Here is a 17316-nt window from a genome sequence, read left to right as displayed (position 1 = left end):
CTCTTCCTGCTGATCATGTTCTTTCACGCTCCGCGGAGGATCGTTGCCTTGGCGTACGTTCTCGGATGCTCCGCCCGAAGAACGGCCTTCTACCGGAGCATTGGTGGCGGGGGGATGAACACAAGGTCAGGGAAGCCGGGCCAAAACTTGACCACCAGTTGACCCGGCACACGTGCCGCGCCTCAGCAGTGTGGGCGCGGGCGGTTCAGCCGAGCAGGGCGCGCCCGTACCAGTCGTCCGCGTCCCGCACACCGGGCAGGGCGAAGAAGTAGCCCCCGCCGAAGGGCTTGATGTAGTCGACGAGCGGTTCGCCGGCCAGACGGTGCTGCACGGCCTCGAACTGGCGGGCCAGGTCCTGCTGGTAGCTGCAGAAGAGCAGGCCCATGTCGAGGTTGCCGTTGGAGTCCGCGCCCCGGTCGTAGTTGTACGGGCGCCGCAGGATGCGTTGGTCGGAGGTGCCCGCGGTGCGCGGGTTGGCGAGCCGGATGTGGCTGTCCAGGGGTATGACGTCGCCCTTGGGGTCGTCGGCGTAACGGGGCGTGTCCCGCTCGTGGTTGCCGTCGAGCGGCGCACCGGACTCCCGGGCCCGGCCGAACATCCGCTCCTGCTCCGGGAGCGAGACCCGGTCCCAGAACTCCACGAGCATCCGGATCAGCCGGACCACCTGGTAGCTTCCGCCGACGGCCCAGTCCGGCTCACCTGCGTCCTGACCCACCCACACCAGGCGGTCCATCTCGCGGGCGTCGGAGGAGTCAGGGTTGGCGGTGCCGTCCCTGAAGCCCAAAAGGTTGCGCGGGGTGCCGGCCGGGCGCGGCGGGCTGCTGAATCCGTCCAGACGCCAGCGGACCTGCATGCCGCCGCGGGTGTGCCGGGCGATGTCGCGCAGCGCGTGCAGCACGGTGTCCGTGTCGTCCGCGTGCAGTTGCAGGCTCAGGTCGCCGTGGCACCACTCGGGCAGCAGGTCGTCGTCGGGGAAGGCGGGCATCGCCGTCAGCCGTCGGGGCCTGCGGTCGCCGAGGCCGAAGCGGCCGTCGAAGAGGGAGCCGCCGACGCCCACGGTCACCGCGAGCGCGCCGCCGGGCGGCCGCTCCCCGAGCAGCCCGGAGTCGGCGGGCGGTCCGGTGATGCCGACCGGTCGTGGCATGCCGCCGGAGGTCAGCGCGCGGGCGCGGTCGGTGAGCGTGCGCAGCAGGTCGGTCAGTTCGGCGCGGGTGCCCGCCGTCACGTCGAGGGCGGTGAAAGCGGTGACCCGGCGCGCGGGGGCGATCACCGACTGCTGGCGGCGGCCGTGGAACGGGGCGACGGGTGTGCCGGCCGCTTCGCCGTCACCGCCCTCACCGGCGAGGGGAGGCGCCGCGCCGCCGGCCGCGAGCCCGGCACCGGCCAGGGCCGCACCGCGCAGGAAGCCGCGCCGTCCGACTCCCCCGGTGCCCGGCCGCTCCGCGGAGCTCACACCGTCCTCCGCGGCTCGCACAAGGTGGCCACCGACGCCAGCCGTTCCACCAGTTCGTCCAGGGCGGCGTCGACCTTCTCCCGCTGGGCACGGGTCAGGCGGGACAGCGGGGTCCACTGCCCGTCCGGGGCGAGCCCGTCCAGGGTGTCCTGCGTCTCGTCCAGTTCGCGGTCCAGCTCCGGCAGTTCCGGGTACCGCGTCGACAGCAGGGGGCGCAGCCGGGACAGGACCTCGCGGGTGCCGTCGAGGTTGGCGCGGGCGGTGGCCAGATTGCTGCCGCTGCCGTAGTCGGTCCGTCCGGTCAGCTCGAACTGCACGGTGTTCTCCAGGATCTCGTGTGCCCGCAGGCCGAGTTGGGCCGGGTCCATGCGGGCCTGCGACCAGTTGTCGCGCAGCGCGGTGACGGCCGCCACCAGGGCACCGGCCGGGGCGCGCAGGCTGCCCGCGGACCGGCCGTGCCACAACCCGTACTCGATGCGGTGGAAGCCGGTGAAGGACGGGTCGCCGACGCCGCCGGGCAGGCCCGCGTCCGTCCCGTTGATCTGCCCGTCCGCGTCGCCGAAGGCGTCGTAGGCGGCGCCGAGCCGCTCGTACTCCAGGTGCGCGGGCAGCCAGGCCTTCCGCGCGGCGGCCAGATCACCGCGGTCGACGGCGTCGCGCAGGTCCCCGGTCAGCCGCACCACGCCGTCCAGACCTGCGGCGACCCACTTCTGATAGGCGATGGACGGCGTCGTCAGGTCCTGCCGGCTGACGGGGGCGGCGGCGGGTCCGCCCTGTCCCGACGTGACGCGGACCGTCGGCCCGGTGATCGCGTCGCCGTCGTCGGGTACGCACTGGAAGGCGTACGCGCCCTTGCCGAGGTCGACGGTCAGCGAACGGGTCGTGCCGGGGCCGATGTCCTCGACCTCGCCGTACACGGCCTTGCTCGCGGGGTCCTCCAGGTAGACCTCGGAGGCGACGTCGGAGGTGTTGCGCAGGTCGAAGACCTGGAGGCCGGACCGGGCGTCGTCCCAGCCGTGGCCGCAGGCACCGCGCGACACCTCGACGGTGGTGTGCGGCGGTCCGGCCGCGGTCGCGGTCGTCGCGGACGGGTCCTGCCACAGGACGACGGCGGCGAATACGGCGAGCACCACCACGAGACCCGTGGCGCCCCACAGACGGGGCGAGCGCGATCCGGGGCCGGGCAAGGGCATTCCGGGCCTCCCCCGGTGTCGTACGGTGCGTTGATCACCTCATGCTAGGCAGCGGAATCAGGCCAAAACGCTTCCCAGAGGAATCGATGACCAAGAGTTCCCTCCTGGTTAACCCGGCCCGCCGGGGAAACGCGAAGGCCGCCGCCCCCGGAGGGACGGCGGCCTTCGGCCGACCGGGAAGGTCAGAGGGAGCCACCGGGCTTGAGCGCGGCGGCGATGCGGGTCACGCGGCCGCCGAGGTAGCGGGCAGCCTCGACGCGGTTGGCGTCGGGGAGGTCGGCACCGTTGTTGGAGGGGTGCGAGGGGCCGTAGGGGTTGCCACCGGCCGCGAAGAGCAGCGGGTCCGTGTAGCCGGGGGACGCGATGAGTCCACCCCAGTGGTAGAAGGTGTTGTTGATCGCCAGGATGGTGCTCTCCTGACCGCCGTGGGCGTTGGCCGCGGAGGTGAAGGAGGCGTAGACCTTGTTCGCCAGCTTGCCCTGGGCCCACAGCGGGCCGGTCTGGTCGAGGAACTGCTTGAGCTGCGCGGCCGGCAGGCCGAAGCGGGTCGGCGAACCGAACAGCACGGCGTCCGCCCACTCGAGGTCGTCGTTCGTGGCCTCGGGGATCTCCTGCGAGACGCGGTGGTTCTCGGCCCACACGGGGTTGCTGTTGATCGCGGCCTCGGGTGCGAGCTCCGCCACGCGACGCAGCCGGACCTCCGCCCCCTCCTTCTGCGCGCCCTCGGCGATCGCCTGCGCCAGGCTCCGCACCGAGCCGGTGGCCGAATAGAAAATGATCGAGACGCGTGTCACGTGTATCGCTCCTTGCTGTACCGGATCTTGCGGGCAGGGCACCGCCCTCCGCATGGTTGAACATTAAACGACCCTGTGGCATTCCGCCAGTTCCGGCCCCAGAAGTGGCACGCGTCTCACCGCACACGACACCCTCGACCCGAGGGGACGCCCCGACCGCCGCCGATGTCCGGCAGGATCGGGTGACCGACAAGACGACCCCTGAGTCGACATGACGTCACGTCAGGCGGCAGCCGCGGCCTCGGCGATCTGCTCCGCGCTCGGCGCGATCCTGGGCGAGGCGACGGTCACCAGCACATTGACCACAGCGAAGGCGGCCGCGACGAGCAGTCCGCGGTGGAAGCCCTCGACCAGGGCCTGCTGCGGGGCCATGCCGTCGGCGACCGCGGCGTTGGCACGCGAGACGGACAGGGTCGTCGCGAGGGCCAGTCCCAGCGCGCCGCCCACCTGGTAGAAGGCCGTGACGACACCCGAGGCCGCACCGGCCTCGTGGTGCTCAACGTCCACAACGGCCGCGATCTGGGCGGGGACACCGACGGCGATGATGCCGGCCCCGAACAGGATCAGCCCCGGCAGCAGGTGCGAGGCGTATCCGCTGTCCGCGCCCGTACGGGCGAGGAGCAGCAGGCTCAGCGCGCTCAATGCGGCGCCGGACAACTGGACGGTGCGCGTGCCGAATCGGTGCACCAACGCAGGGGTCACCACGGCGACGAGGATGGCGGCGGCACCCATCGGCAGGATCTCCATGCCGGTCCTCAGCGCCGAGGCACCCCGGACCTGCTGCAGATAGATCGCGGTGAGGAAGAACATCGTCAGGAAGGCCGCCCCGTTGAGGGCCAGGGAGCCGCTGGACGCACTGAGGGCGCGGGAGCGGAAGAGCCGCAGCGGCACCAGGGGCGCCGCGGAACGGGCCTCGACCGCGACGAAGGCGGCCAGCAGGGCCACTCCCGCCACGAGGCAGACGACCGCCTCGGCCGAGCCCCAGCCCACCGGCTCGGCGCGCACCACGCCGTAGACCACGGCCAGCAGTCCCGCGGTGCTCAAGCCCGCGCCCAGGACGTCGAATCCGCGGCCGGCCTGCCGCGTCGTGGCGCGGATGACCAGCGGAGTGACCGCGATCAGGGCCGCCACGATGGGGACGTTGACGAAGAAGACCCAGCGCCAGCTGAGGGAGTCGACGAGCAGACCGCCGGCCACCACGCCCAGGGTGCCGCCGAGGCCGGCCAGGCCACCCCACACCCCCATGGCGATGTTCCGCTGCCTGCCGTGCGCGAAGGTGACGGTCAGGATCGACAGCGCCGCCGGGGACATCAGCGCTCCGCCCAGGCCCTGCACCGCCCGGGCGGCGATCAGCTCACCGGGGGTCTGGGCCAGGCCTGCGACGAGCGAGGTGACACCGAAGAGGGCGAGGCCTGCGAGGAAGACCCGCCGGGAGCCCAGCAGGTCGGCGGCGCGGCCGCCGAGCAGCAGGAACCCGCCGAAGAGCAGGGTGTACGCGCTGATGACCCATTGGAGGCCGTCGGCGGTGAAGTCCAGATCGCTCTGGATATGGGGCAGGGCGACGTTCACGATCGTCACGTCGAGCACCACGATGAATTGTGCGAGGGCCAACACCGTCAGGGTCGCCCAAGGGCTGCGCCGCATGGAATTCCTCATCAGAACGGGAGGGTGGGTCAGGGGAGTCGACACGTCTTCGAATGCCGCGCACCGGACCGGGAAAAGGTCGGAACCGTTCCGGGCAGGCGTTGTTTACAGCGTAAGCATAGGCATGAGATTACAGCGTAAACAAGTGTGTCCTCGCACAAGCCCCCTCACATGTACGCTGTAAACCCGGTCGGTCAGGGAGGTCGCACATGGAGTCACCGCGCAAGCGCCTGGACCGCGGCGTCCTCGTGACCACGGCCCTCGCCCTCGCCGACGCGGAAGGACTGACCGCCGTCACCACGCGCCGCGTGGGCCAGGAGCACGGGGTCTCACCGATGGCCCTCTACCGGCACTTCCGCGACAAGGACCAGATCCTCGACGCCATCGCCGAGCGCCTGCTGTCCGAGGTCCACCTCCCCGAACCGGACGACCGCGCCTGGGACCTCCAACTGCGCGACGTGCTCACCGCGCTGCTCACCGTCCTGCGCCCGCACGCCGCGGCGGCCGGGCTCGTCACCACCCGGATCCTGGGCTCGCCGCCCGGGCTCGCCATCGCGGAACGGACCCTGGCGCTGCTGGCCGGCGCGGGCTTCGGGGTCGAGCAGGGCGCGGAGATCGCGAGCCAGTCACTGTGCTCGATGGTCACGCTCGTCGTGACCGAGCCGGGGCGCATCGAGACCGAGGACCCGCAGGTCCGGGACGACGCGGTCCAGGCGAAGCGGGCGTCACTGGAAGCGCTCTCCCCCGAGCGCTACCCGCACCTCGTCGCCGCGGCGGGCGCACTCGCCTCCTGCTCCAGCGACGACGTCTACTACGCGCACGGCGTCGAGCTTCTCGTCGCCGGGATTCGCGGCGTCCGCACCGGACCGCACACCCCCGCCGTCTGACACGGGGCGGATACGCCGCCACGGCGACCACAAGAGCACTCCAGGGCCAGGTCGCGCGCTGCCGCGCGCCCGTATGACCTCCCTCACATTGGTACCGGACCCACGAGTCCGGTACCTTTTCGGTTATCCGGACCCAAGGGTCCACATCTTTGTGGACCGCCTCTCAGAAGGACGCACGAGCGATGACCCACGCACGCATCAGCGAAGCCCTCATGGCCCTGGTGTTCGAGCCCCGGCTCCCCCTGGACGAGGCGCTGGACACCTACTACGCCCCCGACTACACCCACCGCGGCGACGGAACGACCCTGGACCGCGCGGAGTTCGCCGCCATGGTCGCCCGCACCCGCGCCCGGATCACCCGCGGCACGGTGACAGTGCTCGACGAACTGCGGGACGGCTCCGCCTACGCCGAACGGCACGCCTTCGAGATCACCCTGGCGGACGGCTCCACCCAGCACCGGGAGATCGCCGTCTTCGGCACGCTCGCCGAGGACGGCCGGTTCCGGCACCTGAGCGAGACGGGCTTCGACCTCGCCCCGCACCCTGCCGCCTGATCCGCCCGCCTCCCCCTACGAACGGAGAACCGCATGCCCCGCCTGGCAAACCCCGACCCGGACGCTCTCCCCGCCGACGTACGCGAATTCCTTTCCTTCCTCCCGCCGGACCCGCTGGTCAAGATGCTGTCCCACGCCGCGGGCACGGTGCGGCCCTTCATCGAGCTCGCCACGGCGCAGTTCACCTCGCTCGAACTGCCCGCCCGCTCACGGGAACTGGTGATCCTCACGGTCGCCGCGTACGCGGACTGCGCCTTCGTCGCGGCCCAGCACGAGCCGATGGCGCAGGCCGCCGGTGTCGACGAAGCGACCCGCCGGCTCATCGCGGGCCGGGAGGTGGAGAGCCCCGACCTGTCCCCGTACGACCGGGCGGTCGTCCGCCTCACCGCCGAGGTGGTGCAGCGCCCGCGGGTGTCCGACGAGATCTTCGGCGGGGCGCGACGGTTGCTCAGCGAGCGCGAGCTCGTCGAGGTGCTGCAAGTGGCGGGCTACTACTGGTCGTTCAGCCGGGTGTGCACCGTGCTCGACGTCGAGATCACCCAGGTGTACGGCGCGGGGGAACCCCTCCTCACCGACGCCCCCGACCGCTGACCCGGGTCGACCGGGGCCGCGCTCAGGGCCGCAACGCCTGGAGCACGAGTTCCCCGTAGCGCCGCCAGACCGCCGGATCCCGTTCCGCGACGGTCATGAGCTGCAGGGCCGCACCGCACAGGATGACGCGCAGATCCAGCAACGTCGCGTCCCCGCGGACCGTCCCGGACGCCTTGGCCGCCTGCATCAACTCCGTCAGCATGGTCAGGACGGAGCCGGCCGCGGGCGAGGTCGCCTCCGCCAGCCGCCCGGCCAGCAGCCGGTCGCGGGCCAGGTTCTCGAAGAGCCGCAGCACATAGGCGTGGAACGCGCGCTCGGGGTCGGTCTCGCCCAGCGCGGCCTCCGTGTCCCGCTTGAGCTCCTCCAGGCGCAGTTGCGCGATCGCCTCGACCAGGTCCTCCTTGGCCGGGAAGCTCCGGTACACCGTGGCCTTGCCGACCCCCGCCCGGGCCGCGATCTGCGGCACGGTGGCCTGCGGGCCGAGCTCGGCGAACACCTCGGTCGCGGCGGCGACGACCCGCTCGTGATTCCGGCGCGCGTCCGCCCGCCTCAGCGGCGCGGCCGCCGCCGGTTCCCCCGGCCTGGCCTCGGAAGTCTGCATGCCACCAGTCTGCACGCCCTGCCCCGCGGTCCCGGAGCGCCCCTGCCGGGAGCCCCGGTCAGCTGGTCTTGGGCGCGGGCTCCAGGATCGCGACGCACTCCACGTGGTGTGTCATCGGGAAGAGGTCGAACGCCCGCATGCGCCGCGGGACATAGCCGGCCTCGCCGAACCAGCGCAGGTCGCGGGCGAGGGCGGCGGGGTCGCAGGCGACGTAGGCGATGCGGCGGGGATTGAGGGACGCGACGTGGGTGACCGTGGCGTGGCCGGCGCCGGTGCGGGGCGGGTCGAGCACGACGAGGTCGGCCTCGGTGATGCCGGTGCGGGGCAGGACGGTCTCGACCTTGCCCTGTTCGATGCGGACCCGGTCGAGGTCGCCGAGGTTGTGCCGGGCGTCCTCCACCGCGCGCTTGCCGGACTCGATGCCGAGCACGGCACCGGTCTCGCCGACCCGCTCGGCCAGGGCCCCGGCGAAGAGGCCCACGCCGCAGTAGAGGTCGAGGGCGGTCTCGCCCTTGCGGGGGGTGAGGCCCTGCATGACGGCCTCGACCAGGAGCTCGGCGGCCATCGGGTGGACCTGCCAGAAGCCGCCGGAGCCGACGCGCCAGGTGCGGTCGTCCGCCCGTTCGCGCACGAAGCCGCGGCCGTGGACGCGGTGCACGCCGCCCTGCTCGTCGACCCGCATGACCGACACCGGCCGGTCGAGCTCCACGATGGGCAGCCGCCCGCCGGGGCGCGGCGTGATGATGACCTGCCGGTCGGAGGAGCCGGTGGCGGAGATCGCCTCGACGGTGGCGATGCCGGGCCAGTCGCGGGACTCCACGCCCAGCTCGGAGACGCCCGGAGCGGCGATCAGGCAGCGGTCGATCCGCTCGACCTCGTGGGAGCGGTGGCGGCGCAGGCCCGCGTGCCCTTCGGCGTCGACGGCGTACTGGACGCGGGTGCGCCAGGCCGGGACCTCGCCCTTGGCGACCTTGTCGCCGGGCGCGGGCTCCACGGTGCCGTCCCAGCCGGCCTCCTGCGGGGTGAGGCCGCCGAGCCGCTCCAGCTGCTCGGTGATGACCTGGACCTTCAGCCGCCGCTGCGCGCCGGGCGCCGCGTGCTGCCAGTCGCAGCCCCCGCACTTGCCCGGTCCGGAGAAGGGGCAGGGCGCCTCGACCCGGTCCGGGGAGGGCTGGAGGATCTCCACCGCGTCGGCGCGCAGGAAGCGGGAGTCCGGGCCGCCCTCGGTGACCTCGGCGATCACGCGCTCGCCCGGGAGGGCGTGCCGGACGAACAGCACCTGGCCCTCGTGGCGGGCGACGCAGTGACCGCCGTGCGCGACGGGGCCGACCTCGACCTCGTAGCGCTCGCCGACGAGGGCGTCGGCCTCAGGGGCCTTCGTACGGTGCTGCATCTCGGAACGGGCTCCTGACAACGGGGGCGGGATGAGGACGGCAGCTCACCAGTCTACGGTGCGCCGCCGCCCTCGCCTCACGCCCGTCCGCTGGGCTCCCGGCGCCTGCGCGGGCGGCCGACCTCGCCGCGGCGCACGGAACCGGGCGCGTTCCACTCGGCGCCCTTGCGGGCCCTGACCTTGGCGCGCTCGGAGGACTCCAGCTGCCAGGGCACCGAGGTGACCATCACACCGGGGGTGAACAGCAGCCGGCCCTTGAGCCGCAGGGCGCTCTGGTTGTGGAGCAGATGCTCGTACCAGCGGCCGACCACGTACTCCGGGATGAAGATCGAGACGACGTCGCGGGGGCTGCTGCGGCGCAGGCTCTTGACGTAGTCGACGATCGGCCGGGTGATCTCGCGGTAGGGCGAGTCCAGCACCTTCAGCGGGACGTCGATGCCGCGCCGCTGCCACTCGGCCTGCAGCGACTTGGTGTCGGCGGGGTCGACGTTGATGCTGAGCGCCTCCAGCGTGTCCGAGCGGAACAGCTTGGCGTACGTCAGGGCGCGCAGCGTGGGCTTGTGGACCTTGGAGACCAGCACGATCGAGTGCACCCGGGAGGGCTTGGCCTCCTCCTCGCCGGGTTCCTCCGCGGCGGCGAGCTCGCTGGAGACACGGTCGTAGTGGCGGCGGATGGCGGTCATCGTCGCGTAGAACAGGCCCATGCCCAGCACCGCGACCCAGGCGCCGTGGGTGAACTTGGTCAGCAGGACGACGACCAGCACGAGGCCGGTGAAGAAGGCGCCGAAGGTGTTGATCGCGCGCGAGCGGATCATGTGGCCGCGCACCGCCGGGTCGGTCTCGTCGGCCAGGTGCCGGTTCCAGTGCCGGACCATGCCGATCTGGCTCAGGGTGAACGAGACGAAGACGCCGACGATGTAGAGCTGGATCAGCCGGGTCGAGTCGGCCCCGTAGAGGTAGACCAGCACCGCGGCGAACGCGGCCAGCAGCACGATGCCGTTGCTGAAGGCGAGCCGGTCGCCGCGGGTGTGCAGCTGCCGCGGCAGGTAGCGGTCCTGGGCGAGGATCGAGCCGAGCACCGGGAAGCCGTTGTACGCGGTGTTGGCGGCCAGGAAGAGGACCAGGGCGGTGGCCCCCGCCAGGAAGATGAAGGGGATCGAGCCGTCTCCGAAGACGGCCGAGGCGACCTGCGCGATCACCGGGTCCTGGGTGTAACCCGCGCCGACCGGCTTGCCGTTGACCAGCAGGTCGGTGGCCGGATTCTCGGCCATCCGCACCTTGGTGTACAGCGCGAGCGCGATGATGCCGCAGAACATCGTCACCGCGAGCAGGCCCATCATGGCCAGCGTCGTGGCGGCGTTCTTCGACTTCGGCTTGCGGAAGGCCGGCACGCCGTTGCTGATCGCCTCGACGCCGGTGAGCGCCGCGCAGCCGGACGAGAAGGCGCGCAGCAGCAGGAAGACCAGGGCGAAGCCGGCCAGTCCGGTGTGCTCGGCCTTGATCGTGTAGCCCGCGGTCGGGGCGTGCATCTCACTACCGGTGGCGATCTTGAAGATGCCCCAGAGCAGCATGCAGAAGACGCCGAAGACGAACGCGTACGTGGGGATCGCGAAGATCGTCCCGGACTCGCGGACGCCGCGCAGGTTCATCAGCATGAGCACCACGATCATGCCGATCGCGCCGATCACCTTGTGCTCGACGAAGAACGGCACCGCCGACCCGAGGTTCTCCACCCCCGAGGCGACCGACACGGCCACGGTGAGCACGTAGTCGACGAGCAGCGCGCTGGCCACCGTGAGCCCGGCGCGCGGTCCCAGGTTGGTGGTCGCGACCTCGTAGTCGCCGCCGCCGGAGGGGTAGGCGTGCACGTTCTGCCGGTACGAGGCGACGACCGTGAACATCAGCACCACGACCGCGACCGCGATCCAGGGGCTGAAGTGGTAGGCCGACACTCCCGTGATCGACAGGACGAGGAGCACCTCGCCCGGCGCGTAGGCAACGGAGGACAGCGGGTCGGAGGCGAAGACCGGGAGGGCCAGCCGCTTGGGCAGGAGGGTCTCCCCGAGCTTGTCGCTCCGCAGCGCCCGCCCGATCAGGATCCGTTTCGGAAGGTCGGTCAGTTTGGACACCCGAGGATGTTAGAGGATCGTCAAGGTTTTCGATCCCCCGCCCACCTATCGAGCGGTTACGTGCGTGTGTAGCTTTGGCCGCGGTCTGAGACCCTGAGAGGGAATCGGCCACATTGTTGACAGCCGGAAGGACGGTCGTGCACGTCGTGATTATGGGTTGCGGGCGAGTGGGTTCCACTCTCGCGCACTCCCTTGAGCAGCAAGGTCATACAGTGGCCGTGGTGGACCAGGACCCGACGGCGTTCCGCCGCCTGGGCTCGGGTTTCAGCGGACGCCGCGTGACCGGGGTCGGATTCGACCAGGACACGCTGCGCGAGGCGGGCATCGAGGAAGCCGGCGCGTTCGCCGCCGTCAGCAGCGGGGACAACTCCAACATCATCGCGGCCCGGGTGGCCCGTGAGATGTTCGGCATCGAGAACGTGGCCGCCCGCATCTACGACCCCCGCCGTGCCGAGGTGTACCAGCGCCTGGGCATCCCGACCGTGGCCACGGTGCGCTGGACGGCCGACCAGATGCTGCGCCGCCTGCTGCCGTCGGGGGCCGAGCCGTTGTGGCGCGATCCGAGCGGTGGGGTACAGCTCGCCGAGGTGCACACCGACACCGCGTGGGTGGGCCACAAGGTCAGCCGGCTGCAGGAGGAGACCGGAGTGCGCGTGGCGTTCCTCACGCGGCTCGGCGAGGCGATGCTGCCCACGTCCGAGACCGTTCTTCAGGAGGGCGACCTCGTGCACGTGATGATGCGCACGAACGAGGTCGAGCAGGTCGAGGCCGCGTTCGCCAAGGGTCCCGAGGAGACGAGCCGATGAGGGTCGCCATCGCCGGGGCGGGCGCCGTGGGCCGCTCGATCGCGGGTGAGTTGCTGGAGAACGGCCACGAGGTCCTTCTGATCGACAAGAACCCCACCTCGATCTCGGTCGAGCGGGTGCCGCAGGCGGAGTGGCTGCTGGCCGACGCCTGCGAGATCACCTCGCTGGACGAGGCGGCGCTGCAGCGCTGCAATGTGGTGATCGCCGCCACGGGTGACGACAAGGTCAACCTCGTGGTGTCGCTGCTCGCCAAGACGGAGTACGGCGTGCCGCGCGTGGTCGCCCGGGTGAACAACCCCAAGAACGAGTGGCTGTTCAACGAGGCCTGGGGCGTGGACGTGGCGGTCTCCACACCGCGTCTGATGTCGGCCCTGGTCGAGGAGGCGGTGAGTGTCGGCGACCTTGTCCGGCTGATGCGCTTCAGCCAGGGTGACGCGAACCTGGTCGAGTTGACGCTGCCCGAGGAGGCCGCGCTGGTCGGCACCCGCGTCGGCGACGTGAACTGGCCCGAGGACACCGCGCTGGTGACCATCATCCGCGGTCACCGGGTGCTCACGCCGTCCAAGGACGACGCGCTGGAGGCGGGCGACGAGCTGCTGTTCGTCGCGGCCCCGCACCGCGAGGAGCAACTGGAGGACCTGCTCTCGGTCCGCAGCGGCGCGTAGCGCGACGAGCGCCGCGCACAGCGAAGGGGTGCCCGGAACCGTACGGTTCCGGGCACCCCTTCGTTCGTCGCGGGGTGGGCCGCCGGCGGGCGCTGTCAGCGCTCCGCGGCCTCCTTGGCGGCCCGTTCCTTGGCCTCCGCCTCCTTGGCCTCCTCCGCCTCCATCTCCGCGATCACGTCGATCGGCGGCGGGGCCTTGGCGAGGAAGATCCACGTCAGGTAGACGGCGAGCAGGAACGGCGGGATGCCGAGCGCGACCTTGACCCAGCCGAGCTGGGTGGCGTTGCCCCAGAAGTACAGGGGGAAGAGGATCGCCGACTTGGCCAGCAGGATGACACCCCAGGCCCAGGTGGACTTGGTGTACGCCACCAGCCGCCCGGGGTTCCTGGTCTTCCAGGACAGATTCTCCTTCAGGATCGGGCCCAGCAGCAGCCCGATCAGGGGGTAACCCACCAGCGCCGAGACCACGTAGGCGACCGCGAGCCCGAGCGTGTACAGCATGCCCGGCAGGTAGAAGTTCTTCGCGTCCCCGGAGAGCATCGCGAAGACCGCGCCGAAGGCGACGCCGAAGACACCGCTGAACGCGTGCTTGAGGGTCTGCTTGCGCACCACCCGGGCGAGGGCCAGCACCAGCGAGAGGCCGAGCGCGGCCACGGCCGCGGTCTTGATGTCGCGGTTGATCGTGTAGATCAGCACGAAGACCAGCCCGGGCACCGTGGTGTCCACCATGCCCCAGACGCCGCCGAAGGCCTCCAGGAGCGCGTGGTCGGCGGCCGCCCTGGAGGCGGCCGCGTCGTGCTCCGGGCCCTGCGGCCCGGCATCGGTGCCGGGCTCTGTCCCGGTCCGCTTGTCGATCGACGCCACCGGCTACTCCTGTCCGACCGGACGCAACTCGTACTTGGGGTTGAACAGCACCGGACGACCTCGGTTCATGGAGATCCGCCCCGACGCGATGATCCTGCGGCCCGGCTCGATGCCGACGATGCTCCGCCGGCCGAGCCACACCACGTCGAGCGGCGCCGAGCCGTCGAACAGCTCCGCCTCCAGCGCGGGGACGCCCGCACGGGGACGCAGCGTGACTGCGCGCAGTGTACCCGTCACCGTGACGATGTCACGGTCGTGGCAGTCGCAGATCCGCGTGCACCCGACGTCCGCGGTGTCCTTCCGCAGTTCGTCGGAGTGCAGCTCCTCCTGGGAGGTGGACAGGCGGTCGAGCATCCGGCGAAAACGGCCGGCAGGTCGGTCCGAACGGGTGGTACCACTCATACTCCGAAGGGTACCGGGCCCCGGGGCTGGATCACTTCTCGAAGCGGTAGCCCATCCCCGGCTCGGTGATGAAGTGCCGGGGATGCGCGGGATCCGCCTCCAGCTTGCGCCGCAGCTGCGCCATGTAGACCCGCAGGTAGTTGCTCTCCGTGCCGTACGAGGGCCCCCAGACCTCCTGGAGCAGCTGCTTCTGGCTGACCAGGCGGCCGGTGTTGCGGACCAGGACCTCCAGCAGGTGCCACTCGGTCGGGGTCAGGCGCACGTCGGCGCCGTCGCGGTTGACCTTCTTGGCGGCCAGGTCGACGGTGAAGGACTCGGTCTCCACGGCGGCGGCGCCGTCCTCGGGACCGCCGGGGGTGGCCCGCCGGACGGCGGCGCGCAGCCGGGCCAGCAGTTCGTCCATGCCGAAGGGCTTGGTGACGTAGTCGTCCGCGCCCGCGTCCAGTGCCTCGACCTTCTCGTCGGACGCCTGGCGGGCGGAGAGCACGATGATCGGCACCCGGGTCCAGCCGCGCAGGCCCCGGATCACCTCGACGCCGTCCATGTCGGGCAGACCGAGGTCGAGCACGATGACGTCGGGGTGGCGGGCGGCCGCGAGCGCGAGCGCGGTCGCACCGTCATGGGCGGCGTCGACCTCGTATTTGCGGGCACGCAGGTTGATCACGAGAGCCCGCACGATCTGCGGCTCGTCGTCGACCACGAGCACCCGGTTCATGGGGCCTGCCTTTCGTTCACTGCAACATTCGTGGGGGCGGCGGTCATACGGCGGGGCGACGCGCTCATGTCGTCGCCTCGGCGGGAAGGTCCGGCGCCGTGGGAGGACTGCCGGGCGCGGCCTTCAGAGTGAGCACCATGGTCAGTCCGCCGCCGGGGGTGTCCTCCGGGTGCAGCGTCGCGCCCATGGCGTCGGCGAAGCCGCGGGCGACGGCCAGACCCAGGCCGACGCCGTTGCCGCGGGGCGCGTCGCCGTAGCGCTGGAAGGGCTCGAAGATGCGGTCCTTGGCGCTGTCGGGAACGCCCGGTCCGCGGTCGACCACGCGCAGGTCGACGCGGTCGCCGAGGGCGCTGGCGGCCACCAGGACCTTGGTGCCCTCGGGGCTGTACTTCACGGCGTTCTCGACGATGTTGGCAACGCTGCGCTCCAGGAGTCCCGGGTCGACGGAGACCATCGGCAGGGTTTCGGGGACGTCCAGGCTGACGCTGCCGTCCGGGACGCCGCGCAGGGCCTTGGGCACGACCTCGTCCAGGTCGATCTCGCGGATCAGCGGGTTGACGGTGCCGGTCTGCAGCCGGGACATGTCGAGCAGGTTGCCCACCAGGTTGTCCAGCCGGTCGGCGCCGTCCTCGATGCCCGCCAGCAGCTCGGCCTCGTCCTCCTCGGACCAGGCGACGTCGTCCGAGCGCAGGGAGCTGACCGCCGCCTTGATGCCCGCGAGGGGCGTGCGCAAATCGTGGGAGACGGCGGCGAGCAGGGCGGTGCGGATGCGGTTGCCCTCGGCGAGCCCGCGGGCCAGGGCGGCCTCGTCCTCCAGCCGCTGCCAGTCCAGGACGCCGGCCGCCTGGGCCGCGAAGGCGGAGAGCACACGGCGGTCCGAGGCGGGCAGTACCCGGCCGGTGAGGGCGAGCGAGAGGTTGTCGCTGACCGGCACCTCCACGTCGGCGTCCTCGGGACGCAGGCACGGGCTGCCGCCGACACCGGCGGCGCAGGTCCACGCCTCGTGCTCGCCGGCGCGTTCCAGCAGGACCACGGAGTCCATGCCGAAGGTCTCCCGGACCCGCTCCAGCAGCGCGTCCAGCGAGTGCTCGCCGCGCAGCACGCTGCCCGCCAGGTAGGACAGGATCTCCGCCTCGGACTGGAGTCTGGCCGCCAGGTGCGTGCGGCGGGCCGCCAGGTCCACGACCGACGCGACGGCCAGGGCGACCACCACGAAGATGACGATGGCGATCACGTTCTCGGGCTTGGAGATCGTGAAGGTGTGCAGGGGTGGCGCGAAGAAGTAGTTCAGCAGCAAGGAGCCGCCGACGGCGGAGACGAGCGCCGGGTAGAGGCCGCCGGTGAGCGCCGCCGCCACCGTCAGGGCCATGAAGAGCAGCATGTCGGTGGCCAGCCCGAGGCCGCTGTGCAGATTGGTCAGCACGACGCAGAGCAGGGCCGGGCCGAGCACGCCGGTCAGCCAGCCGGCGATCACCCGCGAGCGGCCGAGCCGGGCGCCGCGGGCGATGGGCAGCCCGCGGCCCTTGGCGGCCCGCTCGTGCGTGACGATGTGAACGTCGAGGTCGGGGCCGGATTCCCGGGCCACCGTGGCGCCGACGCCGGGGCCGAGCACGTACTGCCAGGCGGGGCGGCGGCTGGTGCCCAGCACGATCTGGGTGGCGTTCACACCGCGTGCGAACTCCAGCAGCGAGCGGGGCACGTCGTCGCCGACGACGTGGTGGAAGGAGCCTCCGAGGTCCTCCACCAGGGTGCGCTGCACCGCGATCTCCTTGGGCGACCCGGCGGCCAGGCCGTCACTGCGGGCGATGTGCACGGCGAGGATCTCGCCGCCCGCGCCCTTGGCGGCCATCCGGGCCGCGCGCCGGATCAGGGTGCGCCCCTCGGGGCCGCCGGTGAGGCCGACGACGATGCGCTCGCGGGCCTGCCACGTGGACGAGATGTGGTGGTCGGCGCGGTACTGCCGCAGGTACTCGTCGACCCGGTCGGCGACCCACAGCAGCGCGAGTTCGCGCAGCGCGGTCAGGTTGCCCGGCCGGAAGTAGTTGGAGAGGGCCGCGTCGACCTTCTCGGGGGCGTAGATGTTGCCGTGCGCCATGCGGCGGCGCAGGGCCTGCGGCGACATGTCGACCAGTTCGATCTGGTCGGCCCTGCGGACCACCTCGTCGGGTACGGTCTCGCGCTGGCGCACCCCGGTGATCGACTCGACGGCGTCGCCGAGCGACTCCAGGTGCTGGATGTTCACCGTGGATATGACGTTGATCCCGGCCTGGAGCAGTTCCTCGACGTCCTGCCAGCGCTTCTCGTTGCGGCTGCCGGGGACGTTGGTGTGGGCGAGCTCGTCGACCAGGGCCACGTCGGGGCGGCGGGCGAGCACCGCGTCGACGTCCATCTCGGTGAACGTGGTGTCCCGGTACTCGATCTCCTTGCGCCGTACGACCTCCAGGCCGTGCAGCATGACCTCGGTGCGGGGGCGCTTGTGGTGCTCGACGAAGGCCACGGCGAGGTCGGTGCCGCGCTCCAGCCGCCGGTGGGCCTCGGAGAGCATGGCGTAGGTCTTGCCCACTCCAGGGGCGGCCCCCAGGTAAATCCGCAAAATGCCGCGTGCCATGACTCCACGTTCCGCTTC

Annotated in this window: 16 protein-coding genes; 5 read left to right on the top strand and 11 right to left on the bottom strand. The window is 71.6% G+C overall.

Annotated features, from left to right (window positions below; translation table 11 throughout):
• Nucleotides 1-205: 205 nt before the first annotated feature.
• The 4 genes from efeB to ACFYXS_RS10785 form a co-directional block, all read right to left on the bottom strand.
• Complete coding sequence (gene efeB / locus ACFYXS_RS10800) at nucleotides 206-1453, bottom strand: iron uptake transporter deferrochelatase/peroxidase subunit (RefSeq protein WP_389246180.1); 1248 nt, start codon at nucleotides 1451-1453, stop codon at nucleotides 206-208.
• Entirely contained in the window at nucleotides 1450-2646 is a 1197-nt protein-coding gene (locus ACFYXS_RS10795) for an EfeM/EfeO family lipoprotein (protein ID WP_389246178.1), read from the bottom strand. Before ACFYXS_RS10795 ends, efeB begins: the two co-directional genes overlap by 4 nt.
• 182 nt (nucleotides 2647-2828) lie before the next feature.
• Nucleotides 2829-3494: an NAD(P)H:quinone oxidoreductase gene (gene wrbA, locus ACFYXS_RS10790; RefSeq protein WP_389246176.1), complete on the bottom strand. Its 666-nt coding sequence runs from the start codon at nucleotides 3492-3494 to the stop codon at nucleotides 2829-2831.
• 168 nt (nucleotides 3495-3662) lie between these two features.
• On the bottom strand, nucleotides 3663-5051 hold the full coding sequence (locus ACFYXS_RS10785) for a DHA2 family efflux MFS transporter permease subunit (protein WP_389246174.1): 1389 nt from the start codon (nucleotides 5049-5051) through the stop codon (nucleotides 3663-3665).
• A 242-nt stretch (nucleotides 5052-5293) separates the two neighbouring features.
• On the opposite strand from ACFYXS_RS10785, the gene ACFYXS_RS10780 reads away from it, so the two are divergent.
• The 3 genes from ACFYXS_RS10780 (at nucleotide 5294) to ACFYXS_RS10770 (ending at nucleotide 7116) form a co-directional block, all read left to right on the top strand.
• Nucleotides 5294-5971 (top strand): TetR/AcrR family transcriptional regulator, encoded by a 678-nt coding sequence (locus ACFYXS_RS10780; RefSeq protein ID WP_389246172.1) that lies wholly within the window; start codon nucleotides 5294-5296, stop codon nucleotides 5969-5971.
• 182 nt (nucleotides 5972-6153) lie between these two features.
• Nucleotides 6154-6525, top strand: coding sequence for a nuclear transport factor 2 family protein (locus ACFYXS_RS10775; RefSeq protein WP_389246170.1), 372 nt, complete (start codon nucleotides 6154-6156; stop codon nucleotides 6523-6525).
• Nucleotides 6526-6558: 33 nt separating this feature from the next.
• Complete coding sequence (locus ACFYXS_RS10770; RefSeq protein ID WP_389246168.1) at nucleotides 6559-7116, top strand: carboxymuconolactone decarboxylase family protein; 558 nt, start codon at nucleotides 6559-6561, stop codon at nucleotides 7114-7116.
• Between the two features lie 22 nt (nucleotides 7117-7138).
• On the opposite strand, the gene ACFYXS_RS10765 is transcribed toward ACFYXS_RS10770, so the two are convergent.
• The 3 genes from ACFYXS_RS10765 to ACFYXS_RS10755 form a co-directional block, all read right to left on the bottom strand.
• Entirely contained in the window at nucleotides 7139-7717 is a 579-nt protein-coding gene (locus ACFYXS_RS10765; RefSeq protein ID WP_389246166.1) for a TetR/AcrR family transcriptional regulator, read from the bottom strand.
• A gap of 58 nt (nucleotides 7718-7775) precedes the next feature.
• Complete coding sequence (locus tag ACFYXS_RS10760) at nucleotides 7776-9110, bottom strand: class I SAM-dependent RNA methyltransferase (protein WP_389246164.1); 1335 nt, start codon at nucleotides 9108-9110, stop codon at nucleotides 7776-7778.
• Between the two features lie 77 nt (nucleotides 9111-9187).
• Nucleotides 9188-11239: an APC family permease gene (locus tag ACFYXS_RS10755; protein WP_389246162.1), complete on the bottom strand. Its 2052-nt coding sequence runs from the start codon at nucleotides 11237-11239 to the stop codon at nucleotides 9188-9190.
• Between the two features lie 137 nt (nucleotides 11240-11376).
• On the opposite strand from ACFYXS_RS10755, the gene ACFYXS_RS10750 reads away from it, so the two are divergent.
• Complete coding sequence (locus tag ACFYXS_RS10750) at nucleotides 11377-12045, top strand: TrkA family potassium uptake protein (protein WP_360905811.1); 669 nt, start codon at nucleotides 11377-11379, stop codon at nucleotides 12043-12045.
• Nucleotides 12042-12710 (top strand): potassium channel family protein, encoded by a 669-nt coding sequence (locus ACFYXS_RS10745; protein WP_389246159.1) that lies wholly within the window; start codon nucleotides 12042-12044, stop codon nucleotides 12708-12710. Before ACFYXS_RS10750 ends, ACFYXS_RS10745 begins: the two co-directional genes overlap by 4 nt.
• Nucleotides 12711-12805: 95 nt before the next feature.
• On the opposite strand, the gene ACFYXS_RS10740 is transcribed toward ACFYXS_RS10745, so the two are convergent.
• The 4 genes from ACFYXS_RS10740 to ACFYXS_RS10725 all read right to left on the bottom strand — a co-directional run bounded on the left by ACFYXS_RS10740 (nucleotide 12806) and on the right by ACFYXS_RS10725 (nucleotide 17298).
• On the bottom strand, nucleotides 12806-13573 hold the full coding sequence (locus ACFYXS_RS10740; protein ID WP_389246157.1) for a DUF3159 domain-containing protein: 768 nt from the start codon (nucleotides 13571-13573) through the stop codon (nucleotides 12806-12808).
• A gap of 3 nt (nucleotides 13574-13576) precedes the next feature.
• Nucleotides 13577-13975 carry an OB-fold nucleic acid binding domain-containing protein gene (locus ACFYXS_RS10735; RefSeq protein ID WP_389246155.1) on the bottom strand — a complete coding sequence of 133 codons (399 nt, stop codon included), beginning with the start codon at nucleotides 13973-13975 and terminating at the stop codon, nucleotides 13577-13579.
• Between the two features lie 31 nt (nucleotides 13976-14006).
• A complete protein-coding gene (locus tag ACFYXS_RS10730) occupies nucleotides 14007-14690 on the bottom strand; it encodes a response regulator (RefSeq protein WP_389246153.1) in 684 nt (227 codons plus the stop codon).
• A gap of 64 nt (nucleotides 14691-14754) precedes the next feature.
• Nucleotides 14755-17298 (bottom strand): DUF4118 domain-containing protein, encoded by a 2544-nt coding sequence (locus tag ACFYXS_RS10725; protein WP_389246151.1) that lies wholly within the window; start codon nucleotides 17296-17298, stop codon nucleotides 14755-14757.
• Nucleotides 17299-17316 lie beyond the last annotated feature (18 nt).

It is taken from the genome of Streptomyces sp. NPDC002574 (assembly GCF_042889545.1).
Classification (GTDB): domain Bacteria; phylum Actinomycetota; class Actinomycetes; order Streptomycetales; family Streptomycetaceae; genus Actinacidiphila.
This window is presented reverse-complemented; position numbering and strand designations above follow the sequence as displayed.